The organism is Streptomyces sp. NPDC014861, assembly GCF_043081625.1.
Taxonomy (GTDB): domain Bacteria; phylum Actinomycetota; class Actinomycetes; order Streptomycetales; family Streptomycetaceae; genus Streptomyces.
The window spans coordinates 129,508-149,805 of record NZ_JBIBWV010000008.1 but is presented as its reverse complement, the minus strand read 5'-3'; the positions used below and the strand labels follow the sequence as shown (position 1 = coordinate 149,805).

Sequence of the window (20,298 nt, the reverse complement as noted above, 5' to 3'; positions counted from 1 at the left end):
ACGACCGTCGGACGAACGGATGATCAGCGCGGCGCCGGGCTCCCGGCGTCGGTCCCGGCGTCGCCGACCGGTTCGAGGCGGCGGCGGAGCAGGCAGAACTCGTTGCCCTCCGGGTCGGCGAGGACGTGCCAGCCCTCGTCCCCCTTCTGCCCGACGTCCGCGCGCACGGCACCGAGCGCGAGCAGCCGCTCCAGTTCGGCGTCCTGGTCGCGGTCGGTCGCGCTGACGTCGATGTGCAGCGGGAGCTTGCCGGCCCTGGGGTCGGCGCTGGGGCTGAGGACGAGGGTGGGCTGCGGGCCGCCGAAACCGGCGCCGGCCGGCCCGATCTCGATACTCCCGTCCTCCTCCCGGTCCAGTACGACGTAGTCCAGGACCTCGCTCCAGAAGGCGGCGAGGCGCTCGGGGTCGGTGCAGTCGAGGACCAGTTCACTGATGCGGCATGCCATGCGGGACAGGGTAGTGACCCTGCCCTACAGGCGGCGGACCACCGCCGCCTCGGCGCGCTCCACCGAGGCGCGGCCGTGGACGTGGACCAGGGCGAGGTGGAAGAGGGCGGGGGCGAGCGGCGCCCAGCGGTGGCGGCGCTCCGGCGACAGGAGGTGGCGGGCCACGTCGGCCGTGCGGAAGGGGACGTACTCCATGGCCGAGTGCTCCCAGCGGTCGGCGACGCCCCGGCTCGTGCGGGCCCGCAACTGCTCGCCGGTCATGTCGGTGAGCCGGGCGTAGAAGTGGGCGCTCCACATCCGGTGCTCGACGTCGAGGACGAAAGCGAGGAGTTCGAGCCGGTACTCGTGGGGCTCCAGGGAGAGTTCCTCGCGCATGCCGCGCCGGGCGAGCGCATGGAGGTCGGGGGCGTGGCGGCGGCCGGAGGCATCGAGGTTCCGGGCCAGGCCCTCGTTCACGGAGGAGTTCCAGAGGCCGGGCGCCATCCGGACGCGGTCGCCGCGCCGGCTGATCACCAGCAGGTCGTCGGCGGTGACGACGGCGACGTTGGCGGCGAAGCTGCACTGGAGGAAGGCGGGAGCGGTGAGCGGGGCGTCGGGGTCGAGCCAGCGGCGGCGCGGGGTCGAGCCGTCGGGAAGCCGGCGGTCGAGCTGCTGGGCGGCGAGGAAGGTGTAGTAGTCGGTGGGCCGCAGCCGCAGGTGCACCTCGGGGGCCTCGTCGAGGGGGGTACGGGTCACGTCGACGGACTCGACCGCGTACCGCTCCCCGTTCCACACCGGCCGGCGCTCGCCGGCCGCTTCGGCCCTCGCCTCCTCGGCCTCTATCTCGGCGCGCCAGGCCGCGAGTTCGGCGGGCAGTTCGACCTCCCCGTCGAGGACCTGGACGTGGACGGAGTCGGGGGCGATCGGCCGGTCCCCGTCGCCCTCCACGATCAGCGCGGGGGTGTGCAGCGGCCCGAGCGAGAAGGTCCCCCAGCCCCCGCCGTCCCCCGGGCGGTACGTGAGGCTGCGCACCCTCCCGGCCGCGCGCCGCCGCACCTTGAACCACAGGTCCTGGGTCCACTGCTGGAAGAGCGTCGCGAACACGACGCCGAGAATGGCGCCGAGGATTCCGTTGCCGATGTCTATGTCCACGCGCAGCAGCCTAAGTTGTGGATCAGCCGCGCCCGTCCGTGGCGATCTCGCCTGCCCGTGACCGGACTTGGCGCGCCGGACCTCGCGCGCTCAGGCGTCCAGGGTGAGCGCGTTCTTGGCGCGTTCGACGGACTCCTCGGAGGCCGGGCCGCCGGGGTTCTCGGTGGCCAGGGCCTGGTTGAGGTCGACGAAGGGGCGCATGCGCCGCTCGTAGCGGGCGTAGGCGGCGGGGTGGTCGCCGTCGTGCCGGGCGAGGGAGTCCGCGAGGACGTACGCGCCGACCAGGGCGAGGCTGGTGCCCTGCCCGGAGAGCGGGGAGGGGCAGTAGCCGGCGTCGCCGAGCAGGGTGACCCGCCCGCGCGACCACCCGTCCATGCGGATCTGCGCCATGGCGTCGCAGTAGAAGTCGGGGGCCTTCCGGGCGGCTTCGGCGAGCCGGGCGCCCTCCCAGGCCAGCGCTCCGAGCTTCGCGACGACCGCGCGCCGCAGGGCTTCGCCGGTGCGCAGTTCGGGGGCGAGGGGGGCGGACTCGAAGCCGAAGGCGATCCTCAGCTCGGTGTTGTCGCGGACGGGCATGATGCCGAAGCCGACGCCCTCGTCCCGCAGCCACACCTGCCAGTCCTCCAGGGCGAGGAAGTTCTCCGTGCCGAAGACCGAGAGGTAGCTCCCCAGGTGGTGGGTGTAGCGCTCCTCCGGGCCGAAGGCGAGGCGGCGCACGGTGGAGTGGAGGCCGTCGGCGCCGACCACGAGGTCGAAGCGGCGGGTCGGGCCGTGCGCGAAGTCGGCGCGTACGCCGGTCTCGTCCTCCTCCAGGGCGGTGAGGCCGTCGCCGAAGACGTACTCGACGTCGGCGCGGGTGTGGTCGTACGCCATGCGCACCAGATCCTCGCGCAGGATCTCGATGTCCTCGCTGTCGAGCCGGCCGCTGCTGTAGGTCGCGTCCGTGGAGCGGTGGACCTCGTTCCCGTGCGGGTCGAGGACCGACATGCCGCGCATCCGGGTGCGTACGCCTCGCGCCCGGTCGAGCAGTCCCGTCCGCTCCATGACGTCGAGCGCGACGCCCCGGACGTCGACGGCCTGGCCGCCGCCGCGCGGGGCGGGGGCGCGCTCCACGACGGTGGGCTCGAAGCCCCGGCGGCGCAGCCAGTGGGCGAGGACGGGGCCGGCGATGCCGCCGCCGGAGATGAGCACGGTCTTCATGGGAAGCTCCTTCCGTGGTTCGTACGGTGTACGCGTCTGAACGTACGACGTACGCGCAGTACCATCAATCAGGCGGAATACGCGTCCTGTACTAGGCCAGAAGCCCTTCTCCCGCATCGCCGCTGCTACCCTCTGCCCTAGTACAGGACCAGGAGGGAATCGAGCGTGACCCAGATCACACGAACAGCGGGCGACCCGCCCTACCTCCGCATCGTCGGCGAGTTCCGGAGGCGCATCACAGCCGGCGAACTCGCCCCCGGGGACCGGCTCCCCTCGACCCGCCGGATCGCGGAGGAGTGGGGAGTGGCTCTGGCGACCGCCACCAAGGCCCTGACCACCCTGCGCCTGGAGGGCCTGGTGGAGGCTCGCCCCCGGATCGGCACGATCGTCGCCGGCGCCCGCGCCGGGAGCGGACCTGGGCAGCGGGCTCGGCGGGAGAGCCCCGAGCAGGAGCTGAGCCTCGACCGGATCGTCCGCACCGCCGTCGAGATCGCCGACGCCGAGGGGCTGACGGCGCTGTCCATGCGGGGGGTCGCGGCCCGGCTCGACGTCGCCCCGATGTCGACGTACAGGTATGTGCCGAGCAAGGAGGAGCTGGTCCTCCACATGGCCGACGCGGCGTTCGGCGAGGAGTCCTACCCCGCCGACGCGCCGGAGGACTGGCGGTCCCGCGTCGAGCTGGGCGCCCGGACGATGTGGCGTCTGTACCGGAAGCACGCCTGGCTGGCGCAGCTCGGCTCGCTCAGCCGGCCGCTGCTCGTCCCCCGACTGCTCGTCCACGGCGAGTGGATCCTGGCCGCCCTCGACGGCCACGGGCTCGCGCCCACGAGGCTGTTCGACATCCACGTGCTCATCTACAGCCACGTCCAGGGCCTCGCCGTGCACCTGGAGCGCGAGGCGCACGCCGAGGCGGCCACCGGCCAGTCCGAGGAGCAGTGGATGGACAGCCGCGCCCCCGATCTCCGGGCGCTGTCCGGGTCCGGCCGCTTCCCGACGTTCACCAAGGTGGTCGGCGGCTTCGAGGACGGTTACGACCTCGACCTCGACGCCCTCTTCGAACTCGGCCTCCGGGCCCTGCTCGACGGCCTGGCGCCCGTCGTCGAATCCGGTGCCGCCCGGCCCTGACCTGAAGCGGACTCGACCTCAAGCGGCCTTGACCTCAAGCGGACTTGAGCTCCTAGCGTCGTGGTGATCCGTCAGGCAGGCACGGCAGGAGGAGGACGTCATGGGTGGGACGCTCAGGGAGTACGCGCCGGAGGAGCCGGCCGCTCAGCCCGTCGGCGCGTGGGCCGGCCTCGCGGCCCGGCTGGTGGTCGGGGCGCTGCGGGAGCAGCTGGCGGTGGAGGGCCTGACGCAGCCGCACTGGTGGACGCTGAACCACGTCGCCGCGAAGCCGGGCGCGTGGAGCCGGGCGGCGCTGGTCGAGCGGCTGGCGCCGTGGGACGACCGCAGGACCGACTTCGAGGCCGTCTTCGACGATCTGGTCGCCCGGGGGTGGATGACGGAGGACGCGGGCCGGATGACGCTGACCGAGGAGGGCGAGGCCGGCACGGTACGGGCGAGGCGGCGCAACGCGCGGGTGCGCGAGCGGGCCCACCGGGGCGTCGCGGACGCCGACTTCGCGATCACGATCGACGTCCTGCGCCGGATGGTCGCGAACCTGGGCGGAGAGGGTGACCTTCCGGGGTGACGGGCGGTAACCTCCCCGAAGTGACTGGGCGGTAACCTCCCGACGAACGCGCCGGGCGAGGGCCCTGGCGGCACGGAGGGGGAACGTTCATGCAGCAGCGGGGTGCGGGTGCGCGGCTCAGGGTCGCGGCGTGGTTCATGGTGCCGCTCGGGCTGGCCCTGCTCCTGGGCGGCATCGTCTTCTACTTCATGACGCACCGGGGGGTCACCGTCGCGGGCGCGTCCATGGAGCCCACGCTCCGCATGGGCCAGCCGGCCGTCGTCCAGGAGATCGACGCGGAGGACATCCGCAGGGGTGACGTCCTCCTCCTCCAGGCTCCCGGCCGCTACCAGGGCGCGCCCGTGATCCAGCGGGTGATCGGGAAGGGCGGCGACCACGTCGTCTCCGACGGCGAGCGCGTGACCGTGAACGGCGAGCCCCTCACGGAGCCGTACGTGAACCCGGAGCGCCTGCCGGTGACCCTGAAGCCGTACGACGTGCGGGTCCCGGAGGGCCGCCTCTTCCTGCTGGGCGACAACCGGGGCAATGCCAACGACTCCCGCTACTTCCTCGACGAGCAGTCGGGCAGCGTCGCCACCGCCGGCGTCCTCGGCCGCGTGAACGAGGGCCTGCCCCCGTCCCTCGTCACCACCACGGTCCTGGGCGCCGCGCTGATCCTCGGCGGAGCCGGTGTCGGCTTCACGGCCTGGCGGCGGGGCCGCAGGGCCCTTCAGCCGGCCGCCGGGTAGTCCTGGCCGAAGCGGTAGGGCCGCAGGCAGTAGTCGAAGCCGGACTCGCCGAAGAGGTCCATGTCCTCGCGGCGCGTGTGCTCCGCCAGGCCGTCGGCGACGTGCCAGCCCGCGCCGTCGTACCAGAAGACCCCGCCCGCGTAGTGGATCGTCCGGCCGGTGGCGGGGTCGGTGAGGTTCAGCGACTCGTAGTTCTCGGGGCGGTCGCGGACGAGGTCGACGAGGGGCGCGGGGACGCCCTCGTAGAAGGACTCCTGAAGGTCGAAGTCCTCCTCCGCGTAGAGGTTCAGCTCCGACTCGTGGTCGAAGGTCAGCAGCAGCGCGCGGCCGTCGTCCGCGAAGTACCAGACGGCGGACTGCCCGCCGCCGTCGTTCCAGGCCAGCCGCTCGGCGCCGGGCACCTTCACCGGCTCGATCCCGACGAGTTCGTCCACGAGGCCCGCACGGCGCCGTACTTCCGGAAGGGGCGTCGCCGCGAGGGCGGCCCATGTCGCGTTGCTCATGCCGCCACGGTAACCGCCCCCTCCGACAGCGCCCCCGCCGCGCGTCGGTCGGACCTCGCCCCGGCCGCGCGGCCACGGCTCTCCGGGGCCGCGCGGCGGGACGACCGTCGGACGAGCCGCGCGGCGGGACGACCGCTAGACGAGCCGCGCGGCCGGGGGGCCGTCAGACGGGCTGGGTCGCGAAGACGAAGAGGCCGTCGGTGGTGCGGACGACGGCGTGGCTGCCGTCGGTCGTGAAGGTGGGCATGTTCTCGATCTTGGAGGCGAGCAGCTTCTTGTCGTCGGCGCCGAGGGCGGCGCCGTTGCCGTCGAGGTACGCGTAGAGGACGCCGTTGCCCGGGAGGGCGTCCGGCCTGATCGACACCTCGTCCTCGGCCTGGCGCCACAGCTCCTTGCCGGTCTCCGTGTTCCAGGCGACCGCTCCGCCGCCGTACTGCGTCACGGCGGTCCTGCCGTCCGGGGCGATGGCGCTGCCGTCGTCATCGAGGGTGACGGTGACGTCGACGGCCGGGCCCTCGACGAGCCGGCGCCCGCTCTTGAGGTCGATCAGCGTCATGACCACCTCGGAGTCCCCGTACAGGGCCCATTCGAGGAGTCCCTTGTCGCCCTGGTGGGGCATCAGCCGCGCGCTGGTCGCCTTGTCCTTCGTGATCTTCCCGGCGAGGGCCGCCGGCGGGGCGAGGGTCTTGGTGTTCCACAGCTTGGCGCCGGTGCGGACGTCCTTGCCGGTCAGCCACTCCGCGTAGGGCTGGAAGGAGATGTCCTGCTCGGAGGAGTAGCCGAAGCCGGGGCCGACGGCGTTCTTGAGGTCGACGGAGAGCTCGGTCTCCACCGGCGCCCCGCCGCCGATCGGGGTGAAGGTGGTGCCGGAGCTGCCGCTCTCCACGAGGTGGCCGTTGCGGAGCGGGGTGGACATGTGGTCCTCCCCCTCGAAGGAGGAGCTGCCCAGCTTCTCACCGGACGGCGCGTACATGGTCAGTTCGGCCTTGGTGGTGGCCTTCTTCAGGCCGTCCGCCGGGGTCTCGATCAGCTTGCGGACCAGCACGGCCGGGGAGCCGTCCGTCCACTCGCCCACCTGCACGACGGCCCGCGTGGGGTTGTACGTGGACCCCTCGACGTCCGGGTCGGGGAGCTCGAACTTCGCGCGCTCCTGGCCGGTCCTGGCGTCGAGCAGCCGGGCGGTGAGCACCTCCTTGCCCTCCGTGCCCGAGAAGCGGGTGAGGATGACGGCGTCGCCGACCGTGCAGACGTCGCCGTTCGCCGTCTCCTTCTCGGACGCCTTGGTCACGCAGTTCCCGGCCTCCTCGGAGGACAGGCTCCAGGCCGGCTTCTCGGCGAGCCCGGGCACCGGCTTGTCCTGGAAGACGGGCTCCTTCGGTGCGGCGGAGGCGGAGGCGGACCCGGTGGCCGTGCCCGTGGCCGACGCCGTCCCCGCGCCGCCGGGGGCCTTGGCCTCGGCGTCAGCGCCGCCGCCGGAGCAGCCGGCCACGAGTCCCGCGGACAGCACCAGACCGAGCGCCGCCGTCTTCGTACGCATGTGATCGCGATTCAACTTGCTTCCCCGTTTTCCTCTTTGCGTGTTCACGCCCAACGGGTCAGCTTACTTCGGACATGATCATGCCCATCGCGGGCACCCGAGCCCTGAAGTCCGGGCCTTGAGGCCGCGACCGGGACGAACCTCCTGGGCCTCGTCACGCACGTGGCCACCGTCGAGGCCCGGTACTTCGGCGAAGTCTTCGGCCGCCCCTCCCCCGACCCCCTGCCCCGGTGGCAGGACTCCGACGGCGGCGACCAGTGGGCGCGGGAGGGCGAGACCCACCGTGCCGGGCGGGCCGGACCCGGCGGGAATTGTCAGACCGGCCCTAGCACTACAGCCGGGTGTTCACGTGACGACGGGTGCCTCGTCGCCCCGTCACCGCCCCGGCGGCCGTCGACGCGGTGCTGATCGTGGCCGCCCCCCTCACCCTGAAACCGTCGGCCGTGACATCAGTGATGCCAGGCTCGCCCGCCCGTGTTGTGGATGAACCGCTGCAACACCTTGAGGGTGGTCAGGTACTCCTCGTCGGAGACACCCGCGTGCCGTTGCGCCCAGAGCTCGTCCTGAAGGGCCGCGGCCTTGTCGTAGAAGGCCCTGCCCTCGTCCGTGATGCCCAGGCGTCCTTCGGGATCCTCCGTGATCCAACCCTGAGCGATGATCGTGTCGATCTCCGACTCCATGGCTTCCGGGCCGGTGTCGAGGTAGTCGCGGAGGATGCGGGACACTTCGTCACGGGTCATGGCGGTGTCGGCCCTCGCCACCTGTGCGAGGGCCCACCACTGCGGCTGGGTGGTACCGATCCCGGCCAGGGCAGCCCGGGTGCGGGCGATGATGGCGCTGTAGGCCGCCCAACTCCAGTAGCCGATGGGCTGCTTGATCAGATCGGCGTCGCTGTGCGAGTACTCCACGGCTGCACTCCCTGTCGTTGTCTGCTGCGGTTCGACGAGATCCACCGTAGAAACTCGAGCGGACTTGAGGTCAAGGACGTACCGGCCGGGGTTCGGGACGTGCTCCGGCGGTCGGCATGCGTCACCATGGTCCGCCGGACGGGAGAAACGGTCCTGGCGATACGGGGACCATCGAGCCGGGAAACCGGTGAGCCGTGAGCCGGTGAGCCGGTCAGGGAGGAGAGGTGGGGTCCGTGGAGCGGAGCGAGGACGAGATCCTGGCCGAGGGGCTTGCCGCTCTCGGCGGAGGCGGCGGGGGCGGGGGCCTGGTCCGGATGGTGGCCAGGCTGATGGGGAAGAACGTCCACGAGATCGATCTGCTCGCCCCCCTGCCCTTCGACGACGCCGTGAGGCGCGTCTCCGGTGTGCTCGCGAGGGCGGGCCGCGCCGTCGGGCCCCCTCGGGTCCACCCCGGTGAGGCCGCGACCCTCCGCATCGTCACGGGCGGCGGCGCCGGTGGTCTGAATCCCGTGGTGGTGACCGTGCGGGTGCGGAGGGTCGGGGCGGACGGCTCGGAGGTCCTGGTCCGCGCGGCCGCCAAGGAGGGGCTGATCAGGCAGCGAGCCGGGGAGAGGACGGCCGTCCGTCTCGCCGCGGAGCTGAGCAGGGCGACGGGAGCCGACACGGCGGGCGGATCCTCACCCGCCTGACCGCTGTCGCGCGGGGGCCGGACCAGCCTCCTCTCCTCACCCGCCTGACCGCTGTCGCGCGGAGGCCGGACCAGCCTCCTCTCCTCACCCGCCTGACCGCTGTCGCGCGGAGGCCGGACCCGCCGCCGCCTCCTCCTTCGGCCGCGACACGCGGGCCACGAACAGGAGCACCACGCCACAGGCGGCGACCAGGAACCAGCCGGGGCGGGACGCCTGCGCGAGCCCCGTAGGGCTCGCGCCCGCGACCAGGCCACCGGCGAGGGCGATACCGAGCGCGGAGCCGAGCTGCCGGGCGGTGGAGGTGATCGCCCCGGCGACCCCGGCGCGGGCGGGCGGCAGTCCGTTGACGGCGGTGTTGGTGATCGGCGCGTTGGCGAAGCCGAACCCGATGCCGATGAGGAGGTACGCGGCCAGGAGCAGCGGCACGGGCGTGTGCGGGGTGAGCCCGACCAGGAGGAGCCCGCCGGCCGTGAGGAACCCGCCGGCGAGCAGCAGCGGCGGTCGCGGTCCCGTCCGGCCGACCATGCGGCCGGACCAGGGGGCGCAGAGGGTCGCGCCGACGGCCAGGGGCAGGGTCGCCGCACCGGCGGCCAGGGGCGCCCATCCCCGGGTCTGCTGGAGATAGAGGGTGTTCAGGAGCAGCGTCACGCTGAGGGCGACGAAGACCGCCACCGCGCCGACGACGGCGCCGCTGAAGACCGGGCGGCCGAAGAGCCGCAGGTCCATCAGCGGTTCGGGCCGGCGGGTCTCGACCCGTACGAATCCGGCCGCCGCCACGACGGCTCCCGCGTATCCCGCCAGCGCCGCCGGCGACGTCCAGCCGATGCGCGGCCCCTCGATGAGGACGCCGACCACCGTCGCGAGGACCACGGTCAGCAGGACCTGGCCGGGGAGGTCGAGCCGCCTGGCCCGGGGTGCCCGGGACTCCGGCACGTACACCGCGCTCAGCAGCAGGGCGACCGCGACGACGGGGACGTTGATCCAGAACAGCGCCCGCCAGTCGAGCCCCGCGAGCAGCGCGCCGCCGACGACGGGCCCGGCGGCCATGCTCAGGCCGAAGACCGACGCCCAGACGCCGATGGCCCGCGCCCGCTCCTTGGGGTCGGGCATCGCGTTCACCACGATGGCGAGCGCCACGGGGCTGAGCATCGAGCCGCCGACGCCCTGGAGGGCGCGGGCGGCGACGAGGACGCCCGCCGACGGGGCGAAGGCACAGAGCAGCGAGGCCGCGCCGAAGACGACCAGTCCCCACTGGAAGACCCGGCGCCGCCCGAAGCGGTCCGCCAGCGCGCCGGAGGAGATCAGCAGGGCCGCCAGGACGAGGGTGTAGGCGTCCACGATCCATTCGAGACCGCGCGTGTCGGCGCCCAGGCCCCGCCCGATGGCGGGCAGGCCCACGTTGACGACGGTGGTGTCCAGGCCCACCAGGAACATGCTCAGGCAGCAGACCGCCAGGACGGTCCAGCGTCCGCGCGCACTCGGCGCGAGGGGAAGGGGGTGTGCGGTCGCGACCACGGTCGACCTCCGACGTCCGGGAACAAGGCCCGGCCAGGCTCGGCCCCGCCGGCCGCCGAGGCCCACCGTTCTTGCGAAGACCGCAAGAACTCGCCCCCCCGGACGCCAGGTCCGGGAACACTGGCTCCATGACCACAGGATCCGCACAGGCGGGCTCCGGGGACGCCGAGCTGGAGCTGATCCTCGACGCCATCGGGCCCCGGCTCCGCCGACTCCGCCGGGACCGGGGCCTCACGCTCGACGCGCTCGCCGCCACGACGGGCATCTCGGTCAGCACCCTGTCCCGGGTGGAGTCGGGCGTACGACGTCCCACCCTGGACCTGCTGATCCCGCTCGCACGGGCGCACCGCGTCGCACTCGACCAGCTGGTGGCCGCGCCGGCCAGCGGCGACCCCCGGGTCCACCTCAGGCCGCTGCGCAAGGAGCGCGGCAGCGTCCTCGTGCCCTTGACCCAGTACCCGGGCCGGGTGCGGGTCTTCAAGCAGGTCCTGGCCCCGCGCGAGCCGGAACTGGTCACGCACGAGGGCTACGAATGGCTCTACGTCCTCGCCGGCCGGCTCCGCCTCGTCCTCGGGGAGCGGGACGTCACGCTGCGGCCCGGCGAGGTGGCCGAGTTCGACACCACGGAGCCGCACTGGTTCGGCCCCGCCGACGCGAACGCGGTGGAGATCCTGCACCTGTTCGGCCCCCGGGGAGACCAGGCCGTCGTCCGCGCCGGCCCGTCCACGCCCGCCGCGCCACCGCCGTCCTGAAAGGCGGTGCGCTCAGGCCGGCTTGCGCCATACGGAGACGTGCTGGGCCGAGTCCTGGGTGAAGGGGGCCCCGTCCCAGTCCGCTACCCGGCGTTCCAGGTCGAGCCCGGCGATCCGCGCCATCAGGTCGAGCTCCGCGGGCCAGGCGTACCGGTGCCGGGAGCTCCCCCGGCGGTAGCGGCCGTCGTCGCCGTCGCGGGTGAGATGGTGCGAGACGAGCATCTGCTCGACCACGTCGAAGGTGTCGAAGCCGAGGTGCCCGTCGGAGACGTCGAACGGCACCGCGACCTGTCCGGGCGGCAGGAAGCGGAGCGGCGGCACGCCCAGCTCGATGACGAACCGCCCGCCGGGCTCCAGGTGCCGTGCCGCGTTGCGGAAGCACTCGACCTGCTCGTCCTGCGTGAGCAGGTTCGAGATCGTGTTGTAGACGAGGTAGACGAGGGTGAAGCGACCGGGGGCGGTGGCGGTGGCCATGTCCCCCATGACCACCGGGAGGGTGTCCTCGTCGGCCTTGCGACGCAGCACCGCCGCCATGTGCGCGGACAGTTCGATGCCGGCCACCGGCACGCCGCGCGCCCGCAGCGGGACGCCGACCCGCCCGGTCCCGATGGCGAACTCCAGCGCCCGGCCGTCACCGGCGAGCTCGGCGAGGAAGTCGAGGGCCGGCCGGAGTGCGTCGGCCGAGGACGACGCGGCCTCTTCGGCGTCGTAGCGTTCGGCGGTCGCGCGGTCCCACAGTTCGCTGCTCGTCATGGGCGGCCACTCTGCCGGGCGCGGGGAGCCGCTGTCGACGCGTTTTCGCCCTACTCCGCGGCGCTGTACGCGACGAACCCGGCCCACGCGGCCGGGCCGAAGGCGAGGCGGGGGCCGGGGGTGTTCTTGGAGTCGCGGACGTGAATGGTGGCTGGGGTGTTGGCGACCTCGACACAATCCGACTCGCCGTTACCGCTGTCGCTGTAGCTGCTCTTGAACCAGTCCAGCTCAGGGGTGCCGATCATGTCTCTCCCAGCAGTTGTTCGATGAAGTCCCGCGACTCCGCTGGAGTGAGGGCCTGGGTCCGGATGATGCCATAGCGCAGGTCCAGGATCCGGAGTCGTTTGAGGTCAGAGACGGGGCGGCCTCCAAAGTCGCCGTCCATGCGCCCCACCGCCGTACCGTCGACGAACTTCAAGAGCGCAATGCGTCCGCCGTTCCCGGGGTGATCGGCGTGTGCGGTCGGCATCACCTGAATCTCGACGTGGGACAACTCGCTCACCTCCAGAAGGTGTTCAAGCTGACGACGTAGAACCATCTTCCCCCCGATGGGTCGTCGCAGCGACACCTCTTCCTGAATGAAGCTGAACTCTGGCGCCGGGGTCTTCTCCAGTACCTCACGACGTGCCACACGCGCCGCCAGGTACCTCTCCAGTTGCTCCGGCCCGAACGCCGGACGCCAGGTCTGCATGATCGCGCGCGAGAACTCCTCGGTCTGCAGAAGTCCGTGGACATTGAAGTTCGAGTACATGCAGAACTCCACCGCCCGCCCCTCCAGCTTCGCCAGGTCCCGGATCGGCTTCGGGTACCGCACCTCCGCGATGTCCTGCCGCATCTCCGCGACGAGCCCGTTCGCGTCCAGCACCGTGTCCGCACGGTCCAGGAACTCGGGGCGCGGGATGCGGTCGCCCCGCTCCAGCTTGCGGATCATGTCCTCGCCGTAGCCGGTCAGGCCGCCGAACTCGGCCGCGCTCATGCCCCTGGCCTCCCGCCAGGTCTTGAGCTGGCGCCCGACCGTGGCCAGAATCGCCTTCCCCGGCTCGTCGCCGGGGTCCACCTCCCAGCCCGCGTCCTCGACGACGACACCGTCCACCTCGTCCACGCTCATGCGTGCCCACCTTCCTCGTGGCAGCCCCTCTACCCGGAGCGCGGCCCGAGACAGTCGAGACAAGGCGGGACAGTCGCGGGACAGTGACCGTACGTAAGGACCTTTCCCACCCGCAGCGTAGGCAGCGGTCGACACGCTTACCTCCATGAATCCCGAAACCAGCCAACTCATGGCGAGTGCACGCCACTTCACCCTCCAGCTCTCCTCGACCCCGCGTGGCGCCCGGCTCGCCCGGCTCCTCGCCGTCGAGCAGCTGCGTTCCTGGGGGCTGGAGGGCGTGACCGACGCGGCCGGGCAGCTCGTGGCCGAGTTGGCGAACAACGCCGTGACGCACGGGCACGTGCCGGGGCGGGACTTCCGGCTGCGGGTGATCGTCACGGGGGCGGCTCTGCGGATCGAGGTCACGGACACGCGGGGTGACCGTGTGCCGCTCGCCGGCGGGCACTCCCCCACCGCCGAGAACGGGCGCGGGCTGCTCGTCGTGGATGCTCTGGCCCGCGCCTGGGGGGTCAGTTCGGGGCCCGCTCCGCAGAAGACCGTCTGGGTCGAACTGCCGTTGCCATGAGGGGGTTCACCGCGACGCGACAGCCGCGACGCGGTGGCCACGACGCGGTGGCTCACGACGTAAAAGACAAAAGACCGGGAAACCACCACCCAACCCCTCCCACCTCCCCCGACGGCCCGTCACCCGCACGGGTGACTTGCCTGAACTGGGCTGGATTTGGGGCGGGTTGCCTGGCATATGCTCCGCTCACAACATCAGACATGCGTCGGCCCCCGGCCGGGACTCGCAATCCCGATCGGGGGCCTGACCACCGAGGAAGGTAGCTCTTCCCGATGGCTTCCGTGCACCCTAACGCGCGTCCGCCCGCCCATGGGCTCGTTCACCGCAACGTCCGGCTCACCTCCCGGTACGTCGTGATCAGCAACGACCTCGCCCAGCACCCGGATCTCACGGTCCCGGCGATCGGGCTCGCCGTCGTCATCCAGTCGCTGCCGGCCGGCATCTCCGTCGGGATCAAGGCGCTCGCCCTGCGCACCAAGGGGCTGAGCGAGATGAGGATCGCCGCCGCCCTGCGGGAGCTGGAGGCGGCCGGCTTCCTCCGGCGCACCCGGGAGCGGCAGCCGGACGGCCGGTTCGTGCAGTACACGGTCTCGTACAACCGGCCGGGGGCTGACCCCGGTGCCGTACGGGAGACCCCGGCGCCGCGTGAGCGGCGACAGCCCCCCGCGCAGGAGCCACCGGCCGCCGGGGACGGGCCGCCGACCCCGGCCGAGGAGCCCCCGGATCCCGCCCCGAAACGGCCGTCCCCCGCCCCGAGCCGACCGTCCCCCGTCCCGGAGCGGCCGTCCCCCGCCCCGAAGCGGCCGTCCCCCGCCCCGGATCCGCTCCCCGAGGCCTCTCGCCCCGCCGCCGCCCTCCTCGCCGGGCTCCGGGCGCACGAGCCCCGCCTGCTGCTGTCCGAGCGGGACGTACGGCGGCTGGCGCCGGGGGTGACGGCCTGGCTGGAGCGCGGGGCGCATCCGGACGCCGTGTCCCGGACGCTCCGCGCGGACCTCCCGCCCGACCTGGCGAACCCCTACGGGCTGCTGGCCTACCGGCTGGAGGTGCTGCTCCCGCCGCCGCTCCCGGCCCCGCCGCCCGTACGGGCCGTCCCGGCGCCCCGCCTCGTCTGCGACGGGTGCGAGCGGCCCTTCCCGGCGTCGGTGACGACGCCGGGGCGGTGCCTGGACTGCCGGGCGGAGGAAGCGGCGACGCTCGCGCTCGACCCTCACGTCGCGCTCGACCCTCTCGTCGCGCTTGACCCTCACGTCGCGTGAGGCCGAACAGTGGTCCGCATGAGCGACCACCACACCGGCGCCCCCTACGACGCCTTCGAGATGAGCCCCGTGCCCGCACCCGGGCCGGACGCCGTGCCGCCCGAGCCGTTCCACGGCATCTACGGCATGCCGTCCTTCGTGACGATCCCCACGGCCGACCTGGCGGAGTCCGTGGACTTCTGGGTCCGGGGGCTCGGGTTCTTCGAACTGTTCGGCATCCCCGGCACCCTGGTGCACCTGCGCCGCTGGGCCTTCCAGGACGTGCTCCTCGTCGCGGCGGAGAGCGTCCCCGCGCGGCCGCCGGCCATGAGCTTCAGCTTCGCCGGCGTCCTCTCGCAGGTCGAGGAGGTCGGCGAGGCGTGCCGGAAGCTGCGGCCCGACGCGGTCTCCGGCCCCCGCGACACCCCCTGGAACACCCGGGACCTGGAGGTGATCACCCCCGAGAACGCCCGGATCGTCCTCACCGCCGCCAAGCCCTTCGACCCCGCGAGCCAGGAGGCGCGGAACCTCGCCGCCATCGGCATCCGCCCGCCGGGCGGCGGCGAGAATGGAGGACATGCCTGAGGACGCCCACGACACGGACGCGGACGGCCTGACCGTCGGCCGGGCCGCCGCGCGGCTCGGCGTGACCGTCCGCGCGCTGCACCACTGGGACGAGATCGGCCTCGCGTCGCCCTCGCTCCGCACGGGGGCCGGCTACCGGCTCTACACGGCCGCGGATCTGGAACGCCTGCACCGCGTCGTCGTCTACCGCGAGCTCGGGCTCGGCCTGGGGAAGATCCGGGCCGTGCTGGACGACGGCGCCCCGGACGTGACCGGCGCGCTGCGCGCCCAGCGCGCCCAGGTCACCGAGCGGATCGCGCGCCTCCGGCGGCTCGGCGAGGGCCTCGACCGGATGATCGAGGCGCACGAGCGGGGCGTGCTCCTCAGCTCCGACGAGCAGACCGAGGTCTTCGGCCCCGGGTGGGATCCGGAAGGCCCGGCGAAGGCGCGGGCCCTCTACGGGGACACCCGGCAGTGGCGGCAGTACGCCGAGCGTTCGGCCTCGCGCACCCCCGAGGAGTGGCAGGCCGTCTCCGACGCCACGGCCGCCCTGGACCGCGAGCTCGCGGCGGCGGCGGAGGCGGGCGTCGCGCCGGGGAGCCCGGAGGCGGACGCGCTCGTGGAGCGGCACCGGACCGTCTTCTCGGCGTACTTCCCCCTCAGCAGGGAGATGCAGGTGCTGCTGGCCCGCCGGTACGCGACGGATCCCGGCTTCGCCGCGCACTACGACGCGCTCCGTCCGGGCCTGGCGCGGTGGTTCCGCCGTGCGGTCGAGGCGAGTGCGCGGGCCCATGGGATCGACCCCGACACAGCCGCCTGGCGGTAGGCCGCTGCGCGCGCGAGGACGGCCCGTCGTCCGCTGAGCGAACCCTACTGACCGGATTGAGGTCTTGACGGGACATCGTCACGTCACTGAGCATTCAGCACGCGCACCAACCACGGGGATCCCCTTCGCACCCCCCGCGGGCGCACCCGTACAGCTCCAACGCCTCGCGCCACCCACGGTGCGAGGCGCTCGCACGTTCCGTCCCATCCCTGTTCGGAATCCGGAGCCCCCACATGAAACTCTCCGCGAGACTCGCCGCCCTGGCCGGATCCTCGGCCCTCGTCATCGGCGCCCTCGCCGGCGCCGTGCCGGCCACCGCGGCCCCCGCCGGCGCCACCGCGGCGCCGGACATCTCGGTCGCCAACGTCAAGCAGCATCTGACGGACCTCTCGACCATCGCCGCCAACAACGGCGGCAACCGCGCGCACGGCCGGCCCGGCTACAAGGCGTCCATCGACTTCGTGAAGGCGAAGCTGGACGCGGTCGGCTTCACCACGAGCGTCCAGCAGTTCACGTACAACGGCACCACCGGCTACAACCTGATAGCCGACTGGCCGGGCGGTGACCCCAACCAGGTCATCATGTCCGGCTCGCACCTCGACTCGGTCACCTCGGGTCCCGGCATGAACGACAACGGCTCCGGCTCCGCGGCGATCCTGGAGGCCGCGCTGACCGTCGCCCGCTCCGGCTACCAGCCGTCCAAGCACCTGCGCTTCGGCTGGTGGGGCGCGGAGGAGCTGGGCCTCGTCGGGTCCAAGCACTACGTGAACAACCTGCCCACCGCCGAGCGCGCGAAGGTCAAGGGCTACCTCAACTTCGACATGATCGGCTCGCCGAACCCGGGCTACTTCGTCTACGACGACGACCCGACGATCGAGCAGACCTTCAAGGGCTTCTTCTCGGGCATCGGGGTCCCCACCGAGATCGAGACCGAGGGCGACGGCCGCTCCGACCACGCCTCGTTCAAGAACGTCGGCATCCCGGTCGGCGGACTGTTCACCGGCGCCAGCCGGGTCAAGTCCAGCGCCCAGGTGTCCAAGTGGGGCGGTACGGCCACGGCCTTCGACCGCTGCTACCACTCCTCGTGCGACACCCTGTCGAACATCAACGACACGGCCCTGGACCGCAACAGCGACGCCATCGCGCACGCGATCTGGACGCTGTCGGGCACGAGCACGCCGCCCACCGGCAAGGTCTTCGAGAACACCGCCGACGTCACCATCCCGGACAACGGCGCCGCGGTGACCTCCTCCGTGACCGTCTCGGGTGTCACCGGCAACGCCCCGGCCACCCTCGCCGTCGGCGTGGACATCATCCACCCCTGGCGCGGTGACCTCGTCGTCGACCTGATCGCGCCCGACGGCTCGGTCTACAACCTGCACAACAGGACCGGCAGCAGCGCCGACAACATCCAGCAGACCTTCACCGTGAACGCCTCCTCCGAGGTCGCCAACGGGGTCTGGAAGCTCCGCGCGCAGGACACCGCGTCCGCCGACGCCGGCTACATCAACGGGTTCAAGCTGACCTTCCCGTAGCCGACCCGCCCGCCGACGGCCTTCCCGGAGGCCGGCGGCACAAGCCACCCGGGTGGGCCGGTGACCTGCTCCCGACCCACCCGGGCTCCAACTTCCCTCCTACTCGGCCGCGTTCGCCGCGTCCACCAGGGCCTCCGGGGTGACCGCGCCGACGTAGACCTTGCCGTCGTCCGTCATCAGCGCGTTGACGATCTTGGTCTTGAAGACCGTGCCGGAGCCGAACTTCCCGCTGACCTTCTCGCCGAGCGAGTCCAGGAAGCCCTGGACCTCCTTCGGCGCCTCGTCCGTCTTCGGGGCGGGCGCGCCGGAGTCGAGGCGGGCGATGCTCGTCCAGCCCTCCCCGATCACGTTGACGTCGCCCTCGCCGAAGCCTCCGGCGCCGCCGAGGCCCAGGTCCCCGAGCCCGCCGAACTCCTTCTCCAGGTCCTTCTCCACGTCCTTGTGCGAGGCCTCGACGTCGTCGCCCTCGGTGACCTTCGCGCCCTTCGGGACGGTGAAGTCGAACTCCGAGGCCGCCGGCCTGCCGAAGTCGACCTTGGTGAAGCCGGCGTCGAGGACCGGCTTGCCGCCGCTGGTGGAGTCGAGCGTGAACTTCAGCGGGGTGCCGGTGGCCGCGTCGACCGCGATGGTGATCGCGTCGACCGTCGAGCCCTGCTGCTTCGGCTCGATCACCAGGCGGTACGCGTCACGGCCGGCGACGTTCGCCGTGCCGCCGACGGTGATCGAGGTGGTGTCGCCGGCGGCCTTCAGGACCTCGTCGGCGAGGTCCTTGGGGCTGGCCGGCAGCTCCTTGCCGGGAGCCGGGCCGTCCTCGCCGGGGTCGGCGTCGACGCCCTTCTCGTGGAAGACCTCGTTGGACCGGGAGTCGTACGCCCACACCTCGTCGCCGTTGTGGACGAGGCTGTACTGCTCCTTGCCGTCGAGCAGCGTGAGCTTCTGGCGCTCGGGGCCGTCGGCGGCGATCTTCAGGGTGTGGGTGCCGGAGACCAGCTTGGTCAGCTGCGCGGCCGGATCGGCCGAACCCTCGCCCTCGCCCCCGCCCTGCGCGGCGCCGCCCGCGAGCCCGCCGAGCAGCCCGTCGAAGGCGGGCAGACCGAGGTCGGTGGAGACCTTGAGGGTGCCGGAGAGCGTCTGGGTGTCCGAGGCCGCGATCTTCTCGATGAGCTGCTGCGCCGTGATCTCCGGCAGGTCCGGGTCGCCGGACGCGGCGAGCGCCGGGACGAGGCCGATGGTCGCGGCGGCGATTCCGGCCACCGCGACCGGGACGACGTACCGACTCGTCTTTCGCTGTGCTGCCATGGTCTGTGATCCCTCCGTGCCCTGGCGGACTGCTTCTCTATGTCCCCTATCCCACCAGGACGGGGGCCGCGAAGCGTCAGCCTGGGGGCTCAACCTCGTGTACCCCTCCGGGATGACGTCCCCTAGGGTTCGGGCCGGCCCGGGGGAGGGTCAGCCCGCGCGGTGGACCACCGCGTCGCACAGCTCCCGGAGGGCCGACTTGGCGTAGCCGTCGGGGAGGGGGGTCAGCATGGCCCTGGCCTCCTCGGCGTAGCGGACGGTGTCGCGGCGGGCCTGCTCCAGGGCGGGGTGGACGCGGAGGAGGCGGAGCGCCTCGGCGTGCCGGGCGTCGTCCGTGAGGTCGCCGTCGACCAGGGCGACGAGCTCCAGGTCCTCGGGGCGGCCGTGGGCCGCGGCGGCGGCGCGGAGGCGGAGGACGGGGAGGGTCGGGACGCCCTCGCGGAGGTCGGTGCCGGGGGTCTTGCCGGACTCGTGGCCCTCGGAGGCGATGTCGAGGACGTCGTCGGCGAGCTGGAAGGCGACGCCGAGCCGCTCGCCGTACTGGGTGAGGATGTCGACGACGGACTCGTCGGCGCCGGACATCATGGCGCCGAAGCGGCAGGAGACGGCGACGAGGGAGCCGGTCTTGCCGCCGAGGACGTCGAGGTAGTGGTCGACCGGGTCGCGCCCGTCGACGGGCCCCGCGGTCTCCAGGATCTGGCCGGTGACCAGCCGCTCGAACGCCTCGGCCTGGATCCGAACGGCCTCGGGACCGAGGTCCGCAAGGGTGTGCGAGGCGCGGGCGAAGAGGAAGTCACCCGTGAGGACGGCGAGCGAGTTGCCCCAGCGGCTGTTGGCGCTCGGCACACCCCGGCGGACGGCCGCCTCGTCCATGACGTCGTCGTGGTAGAGCGTGGCCAGGTGGGTGAGCTCCACGACGACGGCGGCGGGCACCACGCCGGGCGCGTAGGGGTCGCCGAACTGGGCGGCGAGCATCACGAGCAGCGGGCGGAACCGCTTGCCTCCGGCGAGCACCAGGTGCTGCGCGGCCTCGGTGATGAAGGGGACATCGCTCTTGGTGGCGTCGAGGAGGCCGGCCTCGACGGCCGCCAACCCGGTCTGGACATCGGCCTCAAGAGCCTGGTCCCGCACGCTAAGCCCGAACGGCCCGACGACGGTCACGAGGGGGTCTCCTGTCTGCTGACGCCTGCTGTCGGTCACATGGCGACGATCACACGGTCGGGGTGGTGATCACACGGTGTCGGTGGTCACACGGCTGGTCGAGGTGTCGCTGAGATGCACTCCAGCCAGCGTATCCGGTCACGTTTCGATCAC

22 protein-coding genes and 1 pseudogene are annotated in these 20,298 nt (G+C 72.6%); 11 read left to right on the top strand and 12 right to left on the bottom strand.

Features of this window, described 5'->3' with window-relative positions; all coding sequences use genetic code 11:
* Positions 1–23: 23 nt before the first annotated feature.
* From ACF1BN_RS18850 to ACF1BN_RS18840, 3 genes are all read right to left on the bottom strand, one after another.
* Positions 24–446 (bottom strand): VOC family protein, encoded by a 423-nt coding sequence (locus ACF1BN_RS18850; RefSeq protein ID WP_392332723.1) that lies wholly within the window; start codon positions 444–446, stop codon positions 24–26.
* A 24-nt stretch (positions 447–470) separates the two neighbouring features.
* A complete protein-coding gene (locus ACF1BN_RS18845) occupies positions 471–1,577 on the bottom strand; it encodes a hypothetical protein (protein WP_392332722.1) in 1,107 nt (368 codons plus the stop codon).
* Between the two features lie 90 nt (positions 1,578–1,667).
* Complete coding sequence (locus ACF1BN_RS18840) at positions 1,668–2,777, bottom strand: FAD-dependent monooxygenase (RefSeq protein ID WP_392332721.1); 1,110 nt, start codon at positions 2,775–2,777, stop codon at positions 1,668–1,670.
* Positions 2,778–2,942: 165 nt separating this feature from the next.
* Here ACF1BN_RS18840 and ACF1BN_RS18835 point away from each other — a divergent pair, with 165 nt between their 5' ends.
* The 3 genes from ACF1BN_RS18835 (at position 2,943) to lepB (ending at position 5,195) form a co-directional block, all read left to right on the top strand.
* Positions 2,943–3,902, top strand: coding sequence for a TetR/AcrR family transcriptional regulator C-terminal domain-containing protein (locus tag ACF1BN_RS18835; RefSeq protein ID WP_392332720.1), 960 nt, complete (start codon positions 2,943–2,945; stop codon positions 3,900–3,902).
* 100 nt (positions 3,903–4,002) lie between these two features.
* On the top strand, positions 4,003–4,467 hold the full coding sequence (locus ACF1BN_RS18830; protein ID WP_392332719.1) for a MarR family transcriptional regulator: 465 nt from the start codon (positions 4,003–4,005) through the stop codon (positions 4,465–4,467).
* Between the two features lie 89 nt (positions 4,468–4,556).
* Positions 4,557–5,195, top strand: a complete 639-nt coding sequence (lepB, locus tag ACF1BN_RS18825; protein WP_392332718.1) for a signal peptidase I — start codon at positions 4,557–4,559, stop codon at positions 5,193–5,195.
* On the opposite strand, the gene ACF1BN_RS18820 is transcribed toward lepB, so the two are convergent.
* A complete protein-coding gene (locus ACF1BN_RS18820; protein WP_392332717.1) occupies positions 5,177–5,698 on the bottom strand; it encodes a hypothetical protein in 522 nt (173 codons plus the stop codon). The two genes, lepB and ACF1BN_RS18820, sit on opposite strands and share 19 nt — an antisense overlap.
* 163 nt (positions 5,699–5,861) lie before the next feature.
* A complete protein-coding gene (locus ACF1BN_RS18815; RefSeq protein WP_392332716.1) occupies positions 5,862–7,235 on the bottom strand; it encodes a hypothetical protein in 1,374 nt (457 codons plus the stop codon).
* Positions 7,236–7,361: 126 nt separating this feature from the next.
* Between ACF1BN_RS18815 and ACF1BN_RS18810 the strand changes: the two are divergent.
* Positions 7,362–7,514, top strand: a pseudogene (locus ACF1BN_RS18810) (DUF664 domain-containing protein); the annotation flags it as partial.
* 170 nt (positions 7,515–7,684) lie between these two features.
* Here the strand turns inward: ACF1BN_RS18810 and ACF1BN_RS18805 are convergent.
* Entirely contained in the window at positions 7,685–8,143 is a 459-nt protein-coding gene (locus tag ACF1BN_RS18805) for a MarR family winged helix-turn-helix transcriptional regulator (protein ID WP_392332715.1), read from the bottom strand.
* A gap of 233 nt (positions 8,144–8,376) precedes the next feature.
* Here ACF1BN_RS18805 and ACF1BN_RS18800 point away from each other — a divergent pair, with 233 nt between their 5' ends.
* A complete protein-coding gene (locus ACF1BN_RS18800; RefSeq protein ID WP_392332714.1) occupies positions 8,377–8,832 on the top strand; it encodes a hypothetical protein in 456 nt (151 codons plus the stop codon).
* 84 nt (positions 8,833–8,916) lie between these two features.
* Here ACF1BN_RS18800 and ACF1BN_RS18795 read toward each other — a convergent pair whose 3' ends face one another.
* Entirely contained in the window at positions 8,917–10,347 is a 1,431-nt protein-coding gene (locus ACF1BN_RS18795; protein WP_392332713.1) for an MFS transporter, read from the bottom strand.
* A gap of 128 nt (positions 10,348–10,475) precedes the next feature.
* On the opposite strand from ACF1BN_RS18795, the gene ACF1BN_RS18790 reads away from it, so the two are divergent.
* The gene (locus ACF1BN_RS18790; RefSeq protein ID WP_388866713.1) at positions 10,476–11,099 is read left to right on the top strand and encodes an XRE family transcriptional regulator; all 624 of its coding nucleotides are present in this window, start codon (positions 10,476–10,478) and stop codon (positions 11,097–11,099) included.
* 12 nt (positions 11,100–11,111) lie between these two features.
* Here ACF1BN_RS18790 and ACF1BN_RS18785 read toward each other — a convergent pair whose 3' ends face one another.
* From ACF1BN_RS18785 to ACF1BN_RS18775, 3 genes are read right to left on the bottom strand one after another with little or no spacing between them, the layout of a single operon-like run.
* Positions 11,112–11,852: a class I SAM-dependent DNA methyltransferase gene (locus tag ACF1BN_RS18785; protein WP_392332712.1), complete on the bottom strand. Its 741-nt coding sequence runs from the start codon at positions 11,850–11,852 to the stop codon at positions 11,112–11,114.
* A gap of 50 nt (positions 11,853–11,902) precedes the next feature.
* Positions 11,903–12,097, bottom strand: coding sequence for a DUF397 domain-containing protein (locus ACF1BN_RS18780; protein ID WP_392332711.1), 195 nt, complete (start codon positions 12,095–12,097; stop codon positions 11,903–11,905).
* Positions 12,094–12,960: a helix-turn-helix transcriptional regulator gene (locus tag ACF1BN_RS18775; protein WP_392332710.1), complete on the bottom strand. Its 867-nt coding sequence runs from the start codon at positions 12,958–12,960 to the stop codon at positions 12,094–12,096. Before ACF1BN_RS18775 ends, ACF1BN_RS18780 begins: the two co-directional genes overlap by 4 nt.
* Before the next feature lie 145 nt (positions 12,961–13,105).
* Here ACF1BN_RS18775 and ACF1BN_RS18770 point away from each other — a divergent pair, with 145 nt between their 5' ends.
* From ACF1BN_RS18770 to ACF1BN_RS18750, 5 genes are all read left to right on the top strand, one after another.
* The gene (locus ACF1BN_RS18770; RefSeq protein ID WP_392332709.1) at positions 13,106–13,525 is read left to right on the top strand and encodes an ATP-binding protein; all 420 of its coding nucleotides are present in this window, start codon (positions 13,106–13,108) and stop codon (positions 13,523–13,525) included.
* Positions 13,526–13,797: 272 nt separating this feature from the next.
* Entirely contained in the window at positions 13,798–14,781 is a 984-nt protein-coding gene (locus ACF1BN_RS18765) for a helix-turn-helix domain-containing protein (protein ID WP_392332708.1), read from the top strand.
* Between the two features lie 18 nt (positions 14,782–14,799).
* Positions 14,800–15,345 (top strand): VOC family protein, encoded by a 546-nt coding sequence (locus ACF1BN_RS18760; protein ID WP_392332707.1) that lies wholly within the window; start codon positions 14,800–14,802, stop codon positions 15,343–15,345.
* Positions 15,338–16,150, top strand: a complete 813-nt coding sequence (locus ACF1BN_RS18755) for a MerR family transcriptional regulator (protein WP_392332706.1) — start codon at positions 15,338–15,340, stop codon at positions 16,148–16,150. Before ACF1BN_RS18760 ends, ACF1BN_RS18755 begins: the two co-directional genes overlap by 8 nt.
* A 233-nt stretch (positions 16,151–16,383) precedes the next feature.
* Positions 16,384–17,685 carry a M28 family metallopeptidase gene (locus ACF1BN_RS18750; RefSeq protein WP_392332705.1) on the top strand — a complete coding sequence of 434 codons (1,302 nt, stop codon included), beginning with the start codon at positions 16,384–16,386 and terminating at the stop codon, positions 17,683–17,685.
* Between the two features lie 99 nt (positions 17,686–17,784).
* On the opposite strand, the gene ACF1BN_RS18745 is transcribed toward ACF1BN_RS18750, so the two are convergent.
* Positions 17,785–18,984, bottom strand: a complete 1,200-nt coding sequence (locus ACF1BN_RS18745; protein ID WP_392332704.1) for an outer membrane lipoprotein carrier protein LolA — start codon at positions 18,982–18,984, stop codon at positions 17,785–17,787.
* Positions 18,985–19,134: 150 nt separating this feature from the next.
* Positions 19,135–20,145 carry a polyprenyl synthetase family protein gene (locus ACF1BN_RS18740; protein WP_392332914.1) on the bottom strand — a complete coding sequence of 337 codons (1,011 nt, stop codon included), beginning with the start codon at positions 20,143–20,145 and terminating at the stop codon, positions 19,135–19,137.
* Positions 20,146–20,298 lie beyond the last annotated feature (153 nt).

Coding starts and splice junctions, on each gene's coding strand:
- lepB (WP_392332718.1), top strand. CDS start 4,557: ATGCAGCAGCGGGGTGCGGGTGCGCGGCTCAGGGTCGCGGCGTGGTTC.
- ACF1BN_RS18815 (WP_392332716.1), bottom strand. CDS start 7,235: ATGCGTACGAAGACGGCGGCGCTCGGTCTGGTGCTGTCCGCGGGACTC.
- ACF1BN_RS18830 (WP_392332719.1), top strand. CDS start 4,003: ATGGGTGGGACGCTCAGGGAGTACGCGCCGGAGGAGCCGGCCGCTCAG.
- ACF1BN_RS18750 (WP_392332705.1), top strand. CDS start 16,384: ATGAAACTCTCCGCGAGACTCGCCGCCCTGGCCGGATCCTCGGCCCTC.
- ACF1BN_RS18745 (WP_392332704.1), bottom strand. CDS start 18,984: ATGGCAGCACAGCGAAAGACGAGTCGGTACGTCGTCCCGGTCGCGGTG.
- ACF1BN_RS18850 (WP_392332723.1), bottom strand. CDS start 446: ATGGCATGCCGCATCAGTGAACTGGTCCTCGACTGCACCGACCCCGAG.
- ACF1BN_RS18790 (WP_388866713.1), top strand. CDS start 10,476: ATGACCACAGGATCCGCACAGGCGGGCTCCGGGGACGCCGAGCTGGAG.
- ACF1BN_RS18840 (WP_392332721.1), bottom strand. CDS start 2,777: ATGAAGACCGTGCTCATCTCCGGCGGCGGCATCGCCGGCCCCGTCCTC.
- ACF1BN_RS18780 (WP_392332711.1), bottom strand. CDS start 12,097: ATGATCGGCACCCCTGAGCTGGACTGGTTCAAGAGCAGCTACAGCGAC.
- ACF1BN_RS18760 (WP_392332707.1), top strand. CDS start 14,800: ATGAGCGACCACCACACCGGCGCCCCCTACGACGCCTTCGAGATGAGC.
- ACF1BN_RS18770 (WP_392332709.1), top strand. CDS start 13,106: ATGAATCCCGAAACCAGCCAACTCATGGCGAGTGCACGCCACTTCACC.
- ACF1BN_RS18820 (WP_392332717.1), bottom strand. CDS start 5,698: ATGAGCAACGCGACATGGGCCGCCCTCGCGGCGACGCCCCTTCCGGAA.
- ACF1BN_RS18755 (WP_392332706.1), top strand. CDS start 15,338: ATGCCTGAGGACGCCCACGACACGGACGCGGACGGCCTGACCGTCGGC.
- ACF1BN_RS18785 (WP_392332712.1), bottom strand. CDS start 11,852: ATGACGAGCAGCGAACTGTGGGACCGCGCGACCGCCGAACGCTACGAC.
- ACF1BN_RS18775 (WP_392332710.1), bottom strand. CDS start 12,960: ATGAGCGTGGACGAGGTGGACGGTGTCGTCGTCGAGGACGCGGGCTGG.
- ACF1BN_RS18765 (WP_392332708.1), top strand. CDS start 13,798: ATGGCTTCCGTGCACCCTAACGCGCGTCCGCCCGCCCATGGGCTCGTT.